19 protein-coding genes are annotated in these 17,476 nt (G+C 56.8%); 16 read left to right on the top strand and 3 right to left on the bottom strand.

The window, feature by feature from the left end:
• Position 1 precedes the first annotated feature (1 nt).
• Positions 2 to 1,534: a nitronate monooxygenase gene (locus tag dmul_RS04310; RefSeq protein WP_020876840.1), complete on the bottom strand. Its 1,533-nt coding sequence runs from the start codon at positions 1,532 to 1,534 to the stop codon at positions 2 to 4.
• 447 nt (positions 1,535 to 1,981) lie between these two features.
• Here dmul_RS04310 and dmul_RS04305 point away from each other — a divergent pair, with 447 nt between their 5' ends.
• Both dmul_RS04305 and dmul_RS04300 read left to right on the top strand, forming a co-directional pair.
• Positions 1,982 to 2,440 (top strand): universal stress protein, encoded by a 459-nt coding sequence (locus dmul_RS04305; protein ID WP_020876839.1) that lies wholly within the window; start codon positions 1,982 to 1,984, stop codon positions 2,438 to 2,440.
• A 122-nt stretch (positions 2,441 to 2,562) separates the two neighbouring features.
• Entirely contained in the window at positions 2,563 to 2,790 is a 228-nt protein-coding gene (locus tag dmul_RS04300; protein WP_020876838.1) for a hypothetical protein, read from the top strand.
• Positions 2,791 to 2,929: 139 nt separating this feature from the next.
• Here the strand turns inward: dmul_RS04300 and dmul_RS04295 are convergent, their stop codons facing one another.
• Entirely contained in the window at positions 2,930 to 3,187 is a 258-nt protein-coding gene (locus tag dmul_RS04295; protein WP_144016485.1) for a hypothetical protein, read from the bottom strand.
• A 434-nt stretch (positions 3,188 to 3,621) separates the two neighbouring features.
• Between dmul_RS04295 and dmul_RS04290 the strand changes: the two genes are divergently transcribed.
• The 14 genes from dmul_RS04290 (at position 3,622) to mobB (ending at position 15,457) form a co-directional block, all read left to right on the top strand.
• On the top strand, positions 3,622 to 3,810 hold the full coding sequence (locus dmul_RS04290) for a hypothetical protein (RefSeq protein WP_020876836.1): 189 nt from the start codon (positions 3,622 to 3,624) through the stop codon (positions 3,808 to 3,810).
• Positions 3,811 to 3,843: 33 nt separating this feature from the next.
• On the top strand, positions 3,844 to 4,179 hold the full coding sequence (locus dmul_RS04285) for a hypothetical protein (protein ID WP_020876835.1): 336 nt from the start codon (positions 3,844 to 3,846) through the stop codon (positions 4,177 to 4,179).
• A gap of 189 nt (positions 4,180 to 4,368) precedes the next feature.
• The gene (gene recD / locus dmul_RS04280; RefSeq protein ID WP_020876833.1) at positions 4,369 to 6,231 is read left to right on the top strand and encodes an exodeoxyribonuclease V subunit alpha; all 1,863 of its coding nucleotides are present in this window, start codon (positions 4,369 to 4,371) and stop codon (positions 6,229 to 6,231) included.
• Positions 6,232 to 6,656: 425 nt separating this feature from the next.
• Entirely contained in the window at positions 6,657 to 8,558 is a 1,902-nt protein-coding gene (locus tag dmul_RS04275) for an ATP-binding cassette domain-containing protein (protein ID WP_020876832.1), read from the top strand.
• An 81-nt stretch (positions 8,559 to 8,639) separates the two neighbouring features.
• Positions 8,640 to 8,813, top strand: a complete 174-nt coding sequence (locus dmul_RS19655; RefSeq protein ID WP_020876831.1) for a Trm112 family protein — start codon at positions 8,640 to 8,642, stop codon at positions 8,811 to 8,813.
• 9 nt (positions 8,814 to 8,822) lie between these two features.
• Entirely contained in the window at positions 8,823 to 9,356 is a 534-nt protein-coding gene (locus tag dmul_RS04270; RefSeq protein WP_020876830.1) for a DUF4416 family protein, read from the top strand.
• Positions 9,357 to 9,364: 8 nt separating this feature from the next.
• Positions 9,365 to 10,234, top strand: a complete 870-nt coding sequence (locus tag dmul_RS04265) for a YicC/YloC family endoribonuclease (RefSeq protein ID WP_159449719.1) — start codon at positions 9,365 to 9,367, stop codon at positions 10,232 to 10,234.
• A gap of 45 nt (positions 10,235 to 10,279) precedes the next feature.
• Positions 10,280 to 10,546, top strand: coding sequence for a DUF370 domain-containing protein (locus dmul_RS04260; RefSeq protein ID WP_020876828.1), 267 nt, complete (start codon positions 10,280 to 10,282; stop codon positions 10,544 to 10,546).
• A gap of 66 nt (positions 10,547 to 10,612) precedes the next feature.
• The gene (gene gmk / locus dmul_RS04255) at positions 10,613 to 11,224 is read left to right on the top strand and encodes a guanylate kinase (protein WP_040415638.1); all 612 of its coding nucleotides are present in this window, start codon (positions 10,613 to 10,615) and stop codon (positions 11,222 to 11,224) included.
• Between the two features lie 7 nt (positions 11,225 to 11,231).
• Positions 11,232 to 12,005, top strand: coding sequence for a 23S rRNA (guanosine(2251)-2'-O)-methyltransferase RlmB (rlmB, locus tag dmul_RS04250; RefSeq protein ID WP_020876826.1), 774 nt, complete (start codon positions 11,232 to 11,234; stop codon positions 12,003 to 12,005).
• 93 nt (positions 12,006 to 12,098) lie between these two features.
• Positions 12,099 to 13,322 carry an isocitrate dehydrogenase (NADP(+)) gene (icd, locus tag dmul_RS04245; protein ID WP_020876825.1) on the top strand — a complete coding sequence of 408 codons (1,224 nt, stop codon included), beginning with the start codon at positions 12,099 to 12,101 and terminating at the stop codon, positions 13,320 to 13,322.
• Positions 13,319 to 14,116, top strand: a complete 798-nt coding sequence (locus dmul_RS04240) for a carbon-nitrogen family hydrolase (protein ID WP_020876824.1) — start codon at positions 13,319 to 13,321, stop codon at positions 14,114 to 14,116. The genes icd and dmul_RS04240 overlap by 4 nt, the downstream gene beginning before the upstream one ends.
• Positions 14,106 to 14,591 carry a D-glycero-beta-D-manno-heptose 1-phosphate adenylyltransferase gene (gene rfaE2, locus dmul_RS04235; RefSeq protein ID WP_020876823.1) on the top strand — a complete coding sequence of 162 codons (486 nt, stop codon included), beginning with the start codon at positions 14,106 to 14,108 and terminating at the stop codon, positions 14,589 to 14,591. Before dmul_RS04240 ends, rfaE2 begins: the two co-directional genes overlap by 11 nt.
• 347 nt (positions 14,592 to 14,938) lie before the next feature.
• Positions 14,939 to 15,457, top strand: coding sequence for a molybdopterin-guanine dinucleotide biosynthesis protein B (gene mobB / locus dmul_RS04230; RefSeq protein ID WP_020876822.1), 519 nt, complete (start codon positions 14,939 to 14,941; stop codon positions 15,455 to 15,457).
• A 234-nt stretch (positions 15,458 to 15,691) separates the two neighbouring features.
• Here the strand turns inward: mobB and dmul_RS04225 are convergent, their stop codons facing one another.
• Positions 15,692 to 17,296 carry a class I adenylate-forming enzyme family protein gene (locus dmul_RS04225; protein WP_020876821.1) on the bottom strand — a complete coding sequence of 535 codons (1,605 nt, stop codon included), beginning with the start codon at positions 17,294 to 17,296 and terminating at the stop codon, positions 15,692 to 15,694.
• Positions 17,297 to 17,476 lie beyond the last annotated feature (180 nt).

Raw genomic sequence — 17,476 nt, 5'->3', positions numbered from 1 at the left:
ATCACACCTGCGCTCTCAGCAAGGGCGCGTCGCAGGCGAAGGCCTCGGATGGGTTGAAGTCAAATTGTGTTTCCGATTGCCGGGAGATGGGCGGACGCACCGGGACAAGTCGGGAAAACATGTAGTCGATGACGTCTTTGGCGCTGTATTCCCGCCCCAGACAACCTGCGATCGTCATTACCGCAGAAAAGTCTTCACCGGCCGTGATAATCGGCAGTTCCCGATCGCTCCCGCGCACCTGCCCAAGTCCGACAGTGGCCATAAGCCCATTGCACAGGCACATCTTACCGACCGTGTCGACCTCGGTGCCCCCTTTACTGATGAAGGCGTTTACCGGCTCCCCGGGACATCGGTATTGGATCCCGTCTTCTCCGTTAAAGACAAGCTGTTGCAGATAACCGAGATCGCAAACACGGTTCCTGCACTTGACGGCGTCAATGGTTGCCGGATACCCTTTTAAATCAAGCAACTTGAATGGATATCCCGTAGGCGAGGCCTGAAAATCGGTCAAAATGTCGACGCCCTCGGTAAGCAGTCTGTCGATGACAGCCTTTCGGATGTCGGGCATGATGCCCGATTCCTCACAATAGGCGAAGACCGTCCCAATCTGGACGCCGTTGGCCCCGGAGTCCAGGGCCGATTTCAATTTTCCCGGAGAGGCGTAACCGCCGGCCAGCCAGAACGGCTTTTCGAGTGCCTTGATCCGATCGATATTGGGAGCGTCCTTTGGGCCGTATGCGGACGCCGTATCACCTTTGGGCTTCGGCGTTCTGCGCGGTGGTGCGTTGTGTCCGCCCGCGGTATGGTTCTCCACGACAAACCCGTCGACCGTTCCGGTGGCTTTTCGAATCATGGTTTTGGCGATGATGTCCGACGAAACAATGGCCAGGAACCGGGGACGCTTCAAAGGGAAAATCGCTCCTTCCCGAAAGGTTTCAGGATCGAATGCATGGGAAAACTGGATGTGTTCGGGGTTGTTTTCGACGTGGAGCTTGAGCGTGGCCGATTGCCACGCCGAAAGTCGATCGAGTATTCCGGGAATGGACAATGGAATGCCGGCCCCCATGAGTACTACGTCGACGCCGGCCAGTATCGCGCCGAACAGGGACGGCAGGGTGGGCAGTTGGACCTTTTCGAGATAGTTGATCCCCACCACCCCGTCATGGTCCTCCTTGGCCAGGAACACCTCGACAAAATTGGCGACGATCATGGTTTCCATCACGAACCGCTCCATTCGAACAGTGGTTCGCGGAAGCAGTTTGAAGGGCTTGCCGGGTGATTTTCCGCCGGCAACGTAAAAAGCATCCAAAAACCGCCGAGCCATATCCGGCCAAGGGAAATGAGACAAAGCCCGCCGAATGTTCCCACCCGTATCGCCCAGTTGAAGGCGCCGCGCCACCACCGTATCGATGGCGGTACCGGAGACGACGCCCATCTGCCCCAGTTTGGAAACGGCTCTGGCCAACCGCCAATCCGACACGGCGATCCCCATCCCGCCTTGAATGATCTTGGGTAATTCTTTAAAATTTTTCATATTTATGTTGTACTGCCCTTGTTAGAGATTGTCGTCCACGATGCATCGACGATCGCCTCCCCGGCGCAGCAGCCGGGAATATCGCCGCATCCTTTATATGTCAAACATGCCGTCCGGCGTAAAGACGAGCTTTCGTGGAGGCCCAGCCTATTCGAAAGAATTTCTTTTTATTTCAATAACTCAAACAAATATGTAAAAGTTTTGTATTCATCTCAAAACCCGTGATGCTCCCGTAAGTCGAATTGTCCGCTCCACATCCCGTTGTCACACATGGTTTTCCTTTCGAACGCCCTATCTCGTCTGGATACCGAAACGGCATCACCGTTTCAGGCCGTATGACAGGGATTTATTCGGATCTCACTTTACATCGAAACAAGAATAGTTACATTTTGGTTATCTTTGTGGCCGCTCAAAATCCCAAAACCATTACCCAAGGAGATATGACCTATGGAGATCAAAAAAATTCTCTGGCCTACCGACTTTTCCAGAAGCGCGGAAAAAGCGCTTCCCCACGTCAAATCCCTCACGCAAAAATATGACGCCGAAATTCACGTGCTCTATGTTATCGAAGACACTGCTCATCATGAGCCATGGTACGGTGTCTTCGAAAAGGAGCACGTTGAAAAATTGATCGACCGCGCTAAAAAATCCGCCAACGAAAGGCTCGAGCAGATCTGCAGCAAATATCTGGAGGGCTGCCCGCTGTACATCCGGCACGTCGACATCGGCGATCCCGCCCGGAAGATCCTTGATTTCATCAAGAAAGAATCGGTAGACATGGTTGTGATGGCGACCCGGGGCACCAAAGGTGATTTTCCCTTCGGCAGCGTCACGGAGAAGGTGGTCAAGAATTCTACCGTACCTGTTGTCAGCATTCCGATTCGTGAGGATGAAGAAGAGGCCTGATCAGTTTACCGTCCGGTTATGCCTTGCCGTTCCAATCGGTTGATGTTTTAATGGGTCCTCCTGTATGGGGGATCAGAACAGGTTTTGAGTTCAATCGGATCTTCTATCTGACGGGATTAATAATGGAGAATAAATTCATCAAATTCAACCCCCGCTTCTGGGGGTATGATTTCACGTGTAAAATATGCGGAAAGATCGGTTCCGCCGACGGGGAGGCACCGGTGAACGCCAGGATCACCATGATCGAGCACGGATGGCGGTTCATTGAAGAGAATGAGGCTTTCATTCCGGTGTGTGCGTCCTGTGAAAAAAAATGTCCGTCGCTTTGTTTTCGCGAGGAGGCTGGATAATATCGCAACTCGTTTTTCAGACGGTTCCGAAAAACGTCATGGATCAGGACATCAGCATCCGCAGGATCTCGGTCTGCCGGCACTCAGCCGTTATACCGGAAGATATCCTCAACAGCCCTGCAGGACTTTTTCGGAACCGTCAACGTTTTCTGAACTCGAACCACAGCATGCCCCCCACCACCAGGAAACAGGCAATCTGAATACAAAGTGCCGGGGTGTTTATTCGCGCCTGCACGCTGCCTTTCTCGGGCAGCCGGGCGATGAAGGCATAGCCGAAATCGTGATGATACTCGGCCCCTGGATATGAAAACATGTAGATATCGTAGGGCGGAAAAAGAATCATGAAGACGATCGCGACCGCGACGATACAGACCAAACGCGTTTGCTTCGCATTCATGCCGAAGCCCTTTCTCACTTCAATCCTGTGATGTCAACACGCCATGCGGCGTCTATAGATGGGAAGTCGAGCCCTCTCCGGCGCCGTCGATTGCTTATCTTTTCCTGTTATACCGCGACGGTGGTTTCCCGATAGATACCAGTGCCGATTTTGACGGGCGTTGGAGCAGTGCCATGGTTCATTGAACCCCTAACACTTTCTTCGGATCGCCGCTGCGAAATATTACCGGAAAAACTGGAAAGCGAATCACATGGAACGCGATCGGGTCTTCCGGAAAGTCTCTCGTCGCGGTTTCGTCAATTAGCAGTTTTGACCCCTCAAAATAACCTTCTTCACCTGTCTTTGTAACAGGGCGATAGCGGTATTATTATTTACTCAAGCGACCAGAATCGCATCCCGGCAATTACGCACAACCTTAAAAAGAGGTGGTCATCATGAACACGGACATCTATAGACCGGTGAAGGATAAAAACGGCGAGGATTACCTATGCCCGGTGTCTCCGGATGCGGCCATACCGCAAAGCCCCGTGGCGGACTGCGTTGAAAAAGACGTGACGGAGCGGTACTCGGGCAACTTTGTCGTCGAGGGAAAAAAACAATCCGCAACAATCACTAAATATTGAAGCGAACCCGTCACGAACCAGAGGAGAAAAACCATGAACAGGCATCTTCAAGAAACGCTGCTGAAAATCGCTGAGGATTTCAAGTCGGATATCGTCGAAGGCTCGCGGTTCTACATCGAGGTCGATATCGGGAAATGGGCTTCACGTCTCGGTTACGACGATATCTATGAGCAGTATGGCCAAAGCCATGTCATCGTACCCATCAAGCGCCCCCAACCGGGAATGAAGGTACGCATCGACGGCCGAACCTTCGTGAACTACGCACAGTTCGAGTCCGGCATTGCAGCCCCGGCCTATATCGCCAGAGAGACGGACCTGCCCTATCGAACCTATATTCCCAATGACAGCATGATCAGAAATTTCACATGATTACCGGCACACCTGTGCCCAATCCCGCCAGAACCCGGGGGAGAAGCCGGATACATCTCTCGCTCCTCCCCTCCGGCTTTTTCATTCGTCTGAAGGGCTGTTCCGATCACGGCCGGGCCGTCCTCACGTCACGATCCGCACAGATATGCGGTTGCGTTTGGGTTCAATATTTGTTAAGTGCCCTGATCCATGACAGTTAAACCACGCCCATATCTCGAAGGGACCGGTCTCTTCTCCCGTCTGGATATTCATTTCGCCCGTTTCATCGGACGAATCGACGACGGCGCTTCTCCGGAGGTTTACCTGGCAGCGGCACTCCTCAGTCGAAACCAACGGATGGGGCACATCTGTCTCGATCTGGCCTCGGCCGCGAAAGAGATTCCCGCAAGCGAACTCGCGGCGGCGGGAATCACCCTTCCCCAACCGCTTTCCTGGGCGGACAAGTTGAGGCAAAGCCCCACCGTCGGCAGCCCCACGGAACTCGCCCCTCTGATCCTGGACGATCGCCTTCGGCTATACCTGCATCGGTACTGGGAATACCAGACTTTGATTGCAAAGGAAATCCGAAAGCGCGTGGAAACCACGCTCACGGATCTCGACATGCCGCGGCTCTCCAAGGGAATGTCACGCCTCTTTCCATCCCCAGCCGGCGCGGAAACAGATGAAACCGACTGGCAGAGAGTGGCCGCCTTCGCGGCCGTCACCCGCCGTTTTTCCGTTATCTCCGGCGGCCCCGGCACAGGAAAAACGACGACGGTAGCTAAAATTTTAGCACTGCTTCTCGAACAGGCGGGCACAGTTTCTTTCAGGATCGCCCTGGCGGCCCCGACGGGAAAAGCGGCCGCCAGGCTCAGGGAGGCCGTCAACCGGGAAAAAGCGCGGATCGACAGCCCGCTTCGGGACGCCATTCCCGAATCGGTCAGTACCCTTCACCGCCTCCTGGGGAGCCTGCCCGACACCCCTTATTTCAGACACAACGCCGACCAGCCCCTTCCGGTGGATCTGGTGGTCGTGGACGAAGCCTCCATGATCGACGTCGCGCTCATGGCCAAACTCATCCAGGCCGTTCCACCCCAAGCCCGCCTCATCCTCCTGGGTGATCGGGATCAGTTGGCATCGGTGGAGGCCGGCGCCGTTCTCGGCGACATCTGCGACACGGGCAATTTTCACCATTTTTCAGAGTCCTTCTGCCGGATCCTGGGTGAGATAACCCAAGAAGCCCTGACCTGCCCCCTTGATGACGGGAACGAATCCGATGCCCCGCAGCTTTCAGACGGCGTCATTCTGCTGCAAAAAAGCTATCGCTTTGATGAAGACAGCGGCATCGGGCGGCTCAGCCGCCGGATCAACGCCGGCGACGGCGATGGTGCCCTTGAAGTGCTGGCATCCGACGCATACCCGGATGTCCAATGGCGGACGATTCCCCGGGCGGAAGACCTGCCCCGTGCCGTCCGCAAGACCGTGGTCTCTCAGTTCGGAGCCTATCTGAAGCACCTCGACGATCCGGCTTCCGCTTTCCAGGCTTTCGATCGTTTCCGGATTCTGGGGGCGCTTCGTCAAGGGCCGTTCGGCGTCGTCCGCCTGAACGAGATCGTCGAGGCCATCCTCGGGTCGGAAGGCCTCATACAATCCTCAGTGCCCTGGTATCCGGGTCGCCCGGTGATGGTCATCCGGAACGACTATGCCCTCCGACTCTATAACGGCGACGTGGGAATCACCATGACGGATTCGGCCGGACGCGTCCGCGTCTGGTTCCCGGACGGCAAGGGGAAATTCCGATCCTTTTCCCCTCTCCGTCTCCCAGAGCATGAAACCGTATATGCCATGACCGTTCACAAAAGCCAGGGATCCGAGTTCAACCAGGTCTTGTTGATCCTGCCAAGCCAGGATTCACCCGTAATGACCCGAGAACTTCTGTACACGGGCGTCACCCGAGCGGTCCACTGCGTGGAGATCTGGGGCTTGCAGCCCATACTGCTCAAGGCGGCGGCCCATCGGATCCAACGCACCTCCGGCCTCCGAGACGCCCTCTGGGAACGGACCGCTCCCTGAACCAATCGGATTGTCCGCGGAGTCCAGGAATGTCGACCGGAAGCAACCTTCTTTTCTGTTTACAAAGGGCAAATACGGCTTTATTATTATTGGTTATCCAACTTTCAGCTTCTGTAGCGGTTACCGACTGAAGACTGAAGGGGGGATAAGCGCCCTTTTGCCGCAGACGTACCCCATCAGCCTTCAGCCGATGTCCCTGCCGGCACCGGCGTATAAACACCGAGAGTTGAGTAGATTACTCAACTCTCGACTATATGATGGTGACCGGATAGAGATGCCGGGCCTATGAAAGTTGAACAGGTTATCTGAAAAGGAAAAGCCTCCGGCTGTCAGGGCCGTAACGGATGGACGGCGGAATCGACGATCTTATCCGGATAAGGCGTTCCGGAAAATGCGTTTGACTGAATGCCTCAGAGCAGAACATTATGATCAGTTTTGAAAATATATCCAAAAGCTTCGGGGCACAGACCCTGTTCGAGGAGGCCGGCGTTAAATTGAATCCGCGGGAACGGGTCGGACTCGTGGGGCGGAACGGCCACGGCAAGACCACCCTTTTCCGTCTCATCATCGGCGAGGAAGTGCCGGACGACGGCGAGATCGTGATCCCCAAGAACTACCGCATCGGCTACGTCGAGCAGCATATCCGGTTCACCGAGGATACCGTTCTCAAGGAAGGGATGCGGGGATTGACCGAATCCGAACGGGATCATCACTGGAAGGTGGAAAAGGTCCTGTCGGGGCTTGGCTTTTCAGAGGCGGATATGCACCGGAACCCGAATGCGTTTTCCGGAGGATATCAGGTACGCCTCAACCTGGCCAAGGTCCTGGTTTCCGATCCGGACCTGCTTTTACTGGACGAGCCGACCAATTATCTCGACATCACATCCATTCGCTGGATCGAGCAATTCCTTCAGGCCTGGCCCCGGGAACTGCTTCTGATCACCCATGATCGGGGATTCATGGACAAGGTGATCACCCACACCATGGCCATCCATCGGAAAAAAATCCGCAAGATTGCCGGAGACACCGGCCAACTCTACGCCCAGATCGCCCAGGATGAAGAGGTCTACGAAAAAACGCGGATCAACGACGAACGCCGCCAGAAGGAAATCGAGCTCTTCATCAGCCGATTCAGGGCCAAGGCCCGACTGGCCAATATGGTCCAGTCCCGTATCAAGACCCTCGAGAAAATGGAAAAACGAAACAGGCTCGAGGAGATCAGGAATCTGGAGTTCTCTTTCAGGAGCAAGCCCTTCCGGGGCAAACACGTCATGACCGTGGAGAACCTCACCTTTTCCTATCCTGGAGGCTCGCCCCTCATCCGCGGCTTGAACTTTCAGGCAGCGCCGGGCGATCGAATCTGTATCGTGGGCAAAAACGGAAAGGGAAAAACCACTCTCATCAAATTGCTCGCAGGCGTGATCGATCCGGATAAAGGCCAGATCGTATACAACCCCAACATTACCAAAGGCTTTTTTGAGCAGACCAATGTCCAGAGCCTGGTGGACAGCCGAACGGTGCTCGAGGAGATTCTTTACGCGGACGAAGGCATAGACCAGCAAAAAGCCCGGAACATCTGCGGCGCCATGATGTTCGAGGGCGATGACGCCCTGAAAAGAGTGGCGGTTCTCTCCGGTGGGGAAAAAAGCCGGGTCATGCTTGGAAAACTGCTGGCCACCCCCGTCAACCTCCTGCTTCTGGACGAACCCACCAACCACCTGGATATGGAGTCCTGCGATTCCCTATTGGCGGCCCTCGACGATTTCGACGGCGTCGTGATCATGGTGACCCACAATGAAATGTTCCTTCATACGCTCGCCCGACGCCTCATCGTTTTTCAGGACGACACGGTCACCCTCTTTGAGGGAAGTTACGCCCGCTTTCTGGAAAAGGGCGGCTGGCGGGAGGAATCCGGCGGCGGCAAGGCATCGGACGTTCCAAGGGACAAGCTGCCGGCCCGGTCGGGCGAATCGAAAGAGGGTAATCCCGGAACCCGTCACGATAAAAAGGCGCTCCGTCGCCTTCGCTCCGAGATTCTGACCGAACGGGGAAAAATACTGAAACCCATCGAGAAACGGATTGCCGATGCCGAGGACGCCATCGACGGCCATGAAAAAGAGTTGGAAACCTTGAACCGGGAAATGCAGTCGGCCTCCGAAAACAGCGACGGCACCCGGATCGTCGCCCTCTCCCAGGCCATCCATGCCGCCGAGACGGCGATTGAAGCCCGCTTCAACGATCTGGAGGTCTTGGCCGCCCACCTCGAGGAGGAGACGGCCCGCTTCGATCGAAAGCTGGCACAAATCGATGAGGGCGTCGAAATTTGACCGCTCAGCATTTGTTTTGCAGGATCAAAGAGAGTTTGCTATAGCATTCTGAACAACAATACTTGAAAGAGGATACCCGCCATGGCGATCAATAAGGAACTGCTCGATATTCTGGCCTGTCCGAAGTGCAAGGGGGACATCCGGCTCACGGAAGCCGAAAACGGTCTCATCTGTGATCACTGCAAACTGCTATACGAGATCAAGGACGACATTCCCATCATGCTCATCGAGGAGGCCAAACCCATTACCGATTGAACAGGCGATATGAGCATACCCCATCCTCCCGCGCCGGCAAAACTGGTCATCGGCCTTTTCATGAAAGAGCGAACCTTGATCCGACCCCTGACGGAAATCCTGGTATCCCGCTTCGGGCCCCTGGATATGGTCAGCCCGTGGCTGGATTTCGACTTCACGGGCTATTATGCGGCGGAGATGGGCGCGCCTCTGTTCCGACGCCTGATGACATTCAAGACCTTGATTTCCCAGGAACGGCTGCCGGAAATCAAGCTCGCCACCAACGACATCGAAAATCGCTTTGCCGAGATCGGACGCCGCCGGGTCAACATCGATCCCGGCTATCTGCTCCTGGAACGATTCGTTTTGGCCACCGGAAAAAATTTTACCCATAGAATTTACATCGGTAGAGGCATCTATGCGGATCTGACGCTGATCTACACCAGGGGAAATTTTCAGACACTACCATGGACGTATCCTGATTACCGGGATTCGAAGATGATTCGCCATCTCCATCAGATCCGCTACCGCTATACCATCGATTTGAAAGCGACTTCGCCATGATCAAAAGCATGACTGCATTTGCAAGGGCCGAACGCTCGGAGGCCGCCCTGACCGTATCCGTTGAACTCCGCTCATACAACAGCCGTTACCAGGATATTCTCCTTAAACTACCCCAAGCCTATCTCCCCCTCGAGGAAAAGGCCAAGGGGCTGATCTCTCAGGCCATGTCCCGAGGTCGAATCGAGGCCAGAATCCAGATCAGAGATAACGACGATGAAGCATGCGCCTTCGAGGTCGATGAAATGATGGCCAAGGCCTACTATCGATCCCTGGTCCGTCTCATCGAACGGTTCCACCTCAAAACGGACATTTCTCTGGAGCACCTGGTCCAGATGCCGGGTCTCGTCAAACCGGCGGAAACCGAAAAAGACGTATCGGTCTGCTGGAGCGTGCTGGGGCCCTGCCTGAGCCAGGCCCTGTCGGATCTGGACGCCATGAAAACCAAGGAGGGCGACTTTCTGGCCGGGGACTTCGGAGCCCGTCTCACCGCCATCGAGGGTGTTCTTGCCGAAATCAAGCAGGACGCGGAAGGGCTTCTCCCCATTTACCGGGATCGCCTCAAAGACCGCATCGAAGCGCTGACCCAAGGCATGGTGGAAATCGATCCTGCGCGGATCGCTCAGGAAGCGGCGTTTCTGGCGGATCGAAGCGACATTTCCGAGGAGATCATCCGGGCCGAAAGCCATATCCGGCAATTCCGGGCCATCATGGCCGGGGATGAGCCCGCGGGGCGGAAGCTCAACTTTCTGCTCCAGGAATTCAACCGTGAATTCAACACCATCGGGTCAAAAACCGGAAACGCCGATGTATCGCATCGCGTCGTCTGGCTGAAATCCGAACTTGAAAAAATCCGGGAACAAGTACAGAATGTGGAATAAATGAACCATCTGTTGAAAACACCCAAAATGAACGCGGGAGGCATGATGGAGCAGACCCTGTTGAACATTGGATTCGGCGGCACCGTCGTGGCGGACCGGGTGGTCGCCATCGTATCCCCCAACTCGGCACCGATGAAGCGCCTCAAGGATGAAGCCAAGGAGGATCGGCGTCTGGTGGACGCCACCCATGGGCGCCGGACCCGCTCCATCATCATCATGGACAGCAATCACATCGTCCTGTCGGCCATCCAGGCGGAAACCGTCTCTCAACGCTACGAGGCCGCCATCCGGGAAGCCAAAGCCAAATCATGACATCATACCGGCCCGGGCGCCGTGTCCGGCGACCGGGCCCAACCCGCCAAGGAAAGCAACAATACCGTGAATGATTCGACCGTTGAAGCGCCGGCTCGGCGACAAGGGAATCTATTTATCGTATCGGCGCCGTCCGGCGCCGGCAAGACCACGCTGTGCCGGGCAGCGCTGTCCCATTTCAGCGACATCTATTACTCCGTGTCCCACACCACCCGTCCTCCCCGGGGAGAGGAGCGGGACGGCATCGACTATTTCTTCATCCCGAAAGCGGAATTTCTCCAGGGCATAGCCGCGGGACGCTGGGTCGAGTGGGCCGAGGTCCACGACAATTTTTACGGAACATCCCGGGAACTTCTGGAAAAACACCTGGCCGAAGGCCGGGACGTCCTCCTCGACATCGATGTCCAGGGAATGACCCAGATCGTCGGGCAGTATCCCGAAAGCGTCACCATTTTCATCATGCCGCCGTCCCTCGAAGCCTTGAGGACCCGGATGGAATCCCGGGGCGCCGATACCGCACCCGTTATTGAAAAACGGCTCAAAAACGCCGAGAAGGAGATCGGCGCCAGGGACCGGTATCAACATGTGATCGTCAACGATCGACTGCCGGAGGCGATCGAGGCGTTGATCGCCCTCATATCAGCCTGCCGAGCCCGCACTCAGGGCCTGGAATCCTGAGTCGTCCATGAAAACGGAAATCCTTTTCGGTATTCATCCCGTCAGGGAGACGCTCCGGGCCGGCCGCCGCGAGTTTGGGATTCTCTATCTCGCCCGCACCCGATCCGGTGATAGAGCGGAGACCCTGGCGGAGACCGCGGCGTCCCATGGAGCATCGGTCCGGAGAGTCGCGCCGGAAAAACTCCGCGCCCTGACCGGCTCGGAATTTCACCAGGGCGTCGCCGCCGAGGTCGGACCTTATCCGCTGGTGCCTGTGTCCGAACTCGCTGACCGCCCCGACCCCTTTCTCCTGGTCATCGACAGCGTGGTGGACCCCCGCAACCTGGGGGCATTGATTCGAACAGCCCTGTGCGCGGGCGTAGACGGCGTGATTCTCCCCAAGGACAGAGCCGCCGCCCCCACACCCGTCGTGTCCAAGGCCTCGGCCGGAGCGATGGAGCACATCCGCATCTCCCTGGCAACCAATCTGGCCCGGACACTTGTGGATCTCAAGGAAATGGGCCTGTGGATTTTCGGGACGGCCGTGGACGGAGCCCGCTCTGTTTTCAAGACAGAGTTCACCGGGCCCATCGCCATCGTCGTCGGTGGAGAAGAAAAAGGCATTCGTCCCCTTGTTCAGCGACAATGCGATCATCTCATCACGATTCCCCAGAAAGGGCCCATCAACTCATTGAACGCCTCCGCCGCCGGAGCGGTGGTGATGTACGAGGCGTTCCGGCAACGCACCACACCGGCCGTCGGCTGCGGTCCCCAAAAAAAGATGTTGTCTCATAACGATTAATGGTTAAAAATGTTAACAGGGATTTCCGGCACGGAATCGGTATGATCCCGTAAAAACAGCTTCAACACGATACGAATCGGAAAGGATGACGGTATGGGAAAGAAGATCACGAAAAACGGCGACGGCAGCTTGAACGTTCCGGACAACCCGGTAATCCCGTTTATCGAGGGTGACGGCATCGGCCCCGATATCTGGCATGCCGCCCGAATGGTCATGGACGGCGCCGTCGCCGTCGCCTACGGGGATAGCCGCGGCATCGACTGGTTGGAGGTGGATGCCGGAGAGAAGGGGTACCGACGGACCGGCGAATGGCTGCCCGACAAAACCCTCGAGACCATCGAGGCTCACGTAGTGGCAATCAAGGGCCCCATGACAACGCCGGTGGGCAAGGGCATCCGCAGTCTGAACGTCGCTATCCGACAGAAGCTCGATCTCTACGCCTGCGTTCGACCGGTAAAATACATCGACCCGGTGCCCAGTCCCATGAAGGACCCGAAGGATGTGAACATGGTGGTCTTCCGGGAGAACACCGAGGACCTCTATGCCGGTATCGAATTCGAGTCCGGTACGGCGGAGGCCCGGGCCCTCATCGACTTCCTCAGGGAAAAGACCGGGGCGGACCTTGCGCCGGATACGGGCATCGGCATCAAACCCATCAGTCCAGGGAACACCAAACGTCTGGTGGCCGCAGCCATCCGATATGCCCTCGACAATCGCCTGCCCAGCGTCACCTTGATGCACAAGGGCAACATCATGAAATACACCGAGGGCGCTTTTCGAAAATGGGGGTACGAAGCGGCACTGGAACAATTCGGCGACCAGACCCTCACCGAGGCCGAACTCTGGGAAAAGTACGACGGCGTTCCGCCCTCAGGTAAGGTCGTCATCAAGGACAGGATCGCGGACATGCTGTTCCAGCAGATTCTTCTCAGGCCGGCCGAATATTCGGTGATCGCCACCCCCAACCTCAACGGGGATTACATCTCCGACGCCCTGGCGGCCCAGGTGGGCGGTCTCGGGATGGCACCGGGCGCCAATATCGGGGATACCTGCGCGGTCTTCGAGGCGACCCACGGCACCGCCCCCAAATACACGGGGCTCGACAAGGTCAATCCCGGATCCCTGATCCTTTCCGGCGCCATGATGCTGGACTACATGGGGTGGAGGGAGGCGGCCGCCCTGATACGGGACGGCATCTCCGCGGCCATCAAGGCCGGCACCGTCACCTACGACCTCGCACGTCAGATCGAGGGAGCCACGGAGGTCAAATGCTCTGAATTCGCCCGGAAAATCATTGAAAAAATGGCGGGGAAGTGACGACGCCCGCAACATTCAAGGTCGGATTCATCCAGTTCGACATCCTGACGGGCGAGGTCTCGGGCAATATGACCGAGGCGGAAAGGCACCTCGAGCATCTGGGCGATGCAGGGGTTGCCATGGCCGTGCTTCCGGAGATGTGGTCCTGCGGGTTCGACAACGCGAACCTTGCCCGCCACGCCGAAAGCACGCCGCGTATCCTCGATCGGTTGTCGAAAACGGCAATTCGTCACCGCATGGTGATCGCCGGGTCTCTGCCCGAAGTCGCCGAGGGCAGGATATACAACACCCTTTACCTGCTGGACGCCGACGGCCGGATCGCCGGAACCTACCGGAAAATTCACCTCTTCTCGGTCGCGGGTGAACACAAGCACTTCAGTGCCGGAACCCGGAGCGTGGTCTGCGACACCGCCCTGGGTCCGGTGGGCCTCATGATCTGCTACGATCTGAGATTTCCGGAACTCTGTCGCGCCCTCGCCCTCAAGGGTGCCCGCATCGTGGTGGTCCCTGCACAGTGGCCCGATATCCGCATCGAGGTATGGGACGTTCTGGCCCGGGCCCGAGCCATGGAAAACCAGATCTATATCATCGGCGCCAATCGGTGCGGCGTTGAAAACGAAACCCGGTTTCCAGGCCATTCCATCATCGTCGACCCCGGCGGAAGCGTTCTGGCCTGGGCTCCCGACGGCGATACCCGGACCGACACGGCGGTTGTGGATCTTCCACACCTTGAACGGATCCGGGAAAAAGTGCCGGCGTTGAATGAAAGAATGCCCGAGGCTTATGTCACCTAAGCTCATGCCGCAAGCCGGATTGGCGCTTTTCCTGAAAGACACCCGGTCTCCGAATCGTCCCGTCGTGTTCACCAACGGCTGTTTCGATCTGCTTCACGTCGGGCATGTCCGGTATCTTACCGCGGCGCGACGCCTCGGCGGACTTTTGGTGGTGGGGCTCAACTCCGACGATTCCGTCCGCCGAATCAAGGGCCCCCTCAGACCCATCATCGGACAAGCCGAGCGGGCCGAGGTCCTGTGCGGGCTTGCGTGCGTCGATTTTGTCACCATTTTCGACGAACCTGATCCCCTCGCGCTTATTCAGGCGATTCAGCCGGACATCCTCGTCAAAGGAGCAGACTGGGCGCTTCAAGACATTATCGGTGCCGACGCCGTTATCTCCAGGGGGGGGCGAGTCGAACGGATATCCATCGTCCCGGGGGCCTCCACCAGTGAAATCATCGAGAGGATCATCGAGCGATATGCCCGGCGCTGAACGAAAAACCACCCATGGGAACCTGCATCCATCATCCTGAACGGGAAACAGCACATCTCTGCATGAAGCATCCGGTTTATCCGTGCGAAGATTGCCTCACCCGCAGGGAACCGGAACGCTACTGCAAATTCCGGCAATCCTGCCCCATCCGAGCGATCAGTAAGGAAGGACGACGCCGGAAAAGGCGTGCCCCCGAGGCGGGGACTGGATATCCGCCCCCTTGACAGACAGCACGACAAATCTTAGCTTTTCTGCTTCCGGGACTGCCGAAATCGGGTCTCTGCAGGGCTGGGAAAGAAGACACCGATCATGCCGTCTGAAAATTCATTGAATCCGGGAGAATGCCGTTGAAATCCATACCGCCGATCATCTCGTTTATAGGACAGTCCGGATCGGGCAAAACCACGCTGCTCGTCAAATTGATCCCGGAACTCAAGCGTCGCGGCTACCGCATCGGGACCATCAAACATACCCATCACGAACCCGAAGCCTGCAATCCGGCAAAAGACAGCGCCCGGCATCTGGCTGCCGGCGCGGAGACAGTGATATTCGCCTCGTCCAGCCGGATTTCAATGGTCAGAACGACTTCCGGAGACGATCCCGAGAGCCTTCTGCCCTATTTCAACGACATGGATCTGGTCATCACTGAGGGATTCAAAAAGAAAACCCCACCCAAGATCGAGGTGTTCCGAACGGCGACACACCCGAACCCGCTTTACCGGGGTCAGCCTGATTACGTAGCCATGGTGACCGACGCCGGAGTCCCCCTCGACATCCCGAAATTTCATCCGGACGACATTGAAGGCCTGGCCGATTTCATCGAGGAGCGCTTTCTGGCCGACGATCGTTCAAAAACATTGCCTTGAGGAGGTAACATGAAAGGAATATTGTTTTTATTGCTGTTCATCGGGATCTGGTTTCTGCTCCAGTCCTATGTCCTGCCCAAGCTTGGCATCTCCACCTGAATGCGGAATGCCTGTCAGGTGACGGGCAAGAAAAAAGCACCTCAGACCAAAACGCAAACCCAAACGCCAAGGATCGATTCCGACGAAAACCATCCCTGAAGCGACCCGACGGTACATGCCGGGCCGCTTCAGGCATCAGTTTTTCAACCCGTGGCGAGCCGCCATCTGGGAAATAACGGCAGGTTGGACGTCTCGATACTGTTTTCTCAAAAGCGGCTTCTCGATCTTGCCCGTAGGATTTCTCGGCACATCTCCGAAAAAGATCCGCCGAGGCCGCTTGTAGCGGGCCAATCCGCGGCAGAATTCATTGATCTCCGCTTCGGTAAGGATCGCTCTCGGCTTGGCCTTGATCACCGCCGCGACAATTTCCCCCAGCCGCTCGTCGGGAACGCCGATCACGCCAACGTCCTGAATCTTTTCGTGCTGCATGAGAAAATCCTCGATCTCCACCGGAAAGATATTCTCACCGCCGGTGATGATGACGTCTTTCTTGCGATCCACGAGCCATATGAAACCGTCATCGTCCATCCGGCAGATATCCCCTGTAAGCAGCCATCCGTCGACAAGGGTTTCCGCGGTGGCCTCCGGGTTCTTGTAGTACTCCTTCATGACGGCCGGCCCCCGGACGGCCAACTCTCCGGAATCACCCGGCGCCACGGGATGACCGTCGTTGTCGATGATCTTGCATTCCCAGTCGAACCCGGGCACGCCGATAGCGCCGACCTTGTGAATATTCTCCATGCCGAGATGGATACACCCCGGTCCCGTAGCCTCGGTCAGACCATAATTGGTATCGTAGTCATGGTGGGGAAACACCTTCTTCCACTGACGGATGAGGCTTGGAGGCACCGGCTGGGCGCCGATATGCATCAGTCGCCATTGGTCGAGGCGGTAGCCCGCAAGATCGATCTCACCGTTCTCGATACCGATGAGGATATCGTGGGCCCAGGGGACCAGGAGCCATACCACCGTTACGCCTTCCTCGGAGACCGCCTCGAGGATCCACTGGGGTTTGACGCCTTTCAGGATAACCGTTCTGGCGCCGACGATAAAGTTCCCGAACCAGTGCATCTTCGCCCCGGTATGGTATAAAGGAGGAATGCAGAGGAAATTGTCGTCGTGGGTCTGGTTGTGATGACGATTCTCCACGTAGCATGAAAACTCGAGGCTCCGATGGGTGAGGTGGACGGCCTTGGGCTTTCCGGTGGTGCCCGACGTGAAATAAAGGGCTGCGCTGTCGCAAAGGTTCAACGGCACAACAGACGCCGTCCTTTCACCTTCCTGAAGCAGCTCGCCGTAGCCGATCGCGTATTCAGGCCGTTTTCCCTGCTGCCCCACAAAGATATAATGACTTACTGCGGCATCCAACTCGGATTTGACTTCAGCCAACCGATCGATGAACTCCTCTCCGAAAATCATGGCCTTGGCTTCGGAGATCAGTGTGCATCTGGCGATGGTCTTTGCCAGAAACCTGAAATTGAGGGGAACGGCCATGGCGCCGGCTCGGAGGATGCCGAAATAGGCGGGAAGCCACTCGATACAGTTGGTCATGAGCAGGACTACCCGATCTCCTTTTTGAATACCGCGCAGGATCAGCGCATTGGCCAGAGCGCCGGCCTGTTCGTCGAATTCCCGCCAGGTGATCTCCCTGCGGCTTCCCGTGGCGGGCTCCCTTTCGATAAGGGCCGGCTGGTCGCCGTAGCGTCTGGCGTTCCGACTTAAAATTTCCGTAATGATCATGTCCTTTTCCTTTCGTAAAAAGGCCCATTACCAGAAGCCCATTAAATGTTCAACCCGCATTTTCACATCTCCCCGCCGGGGCCGAGCTGCCGGGGCTCTTCACTCAACATCGACGGTTGTGACGTCGGCTGGAAAGCGGTGCCGGGAGGATACGGCCCGCACACCTTCAGCGGTGAGTTT

The sequence above is a fragment of the Desulfococcus multivorans genome (assembly GCF_001854245.1).
GTDB lineage: Bacteria > Desulfobacterota > Desulfobacteria > Desulfobacterales > Desulfococcaceae > Desulfococcus > Desulfococcus multivorans.
Note: the sequence above shows the minus strand (reverse complement) of the source record. Positions and strands in the feature narration are given on the sequence as shown.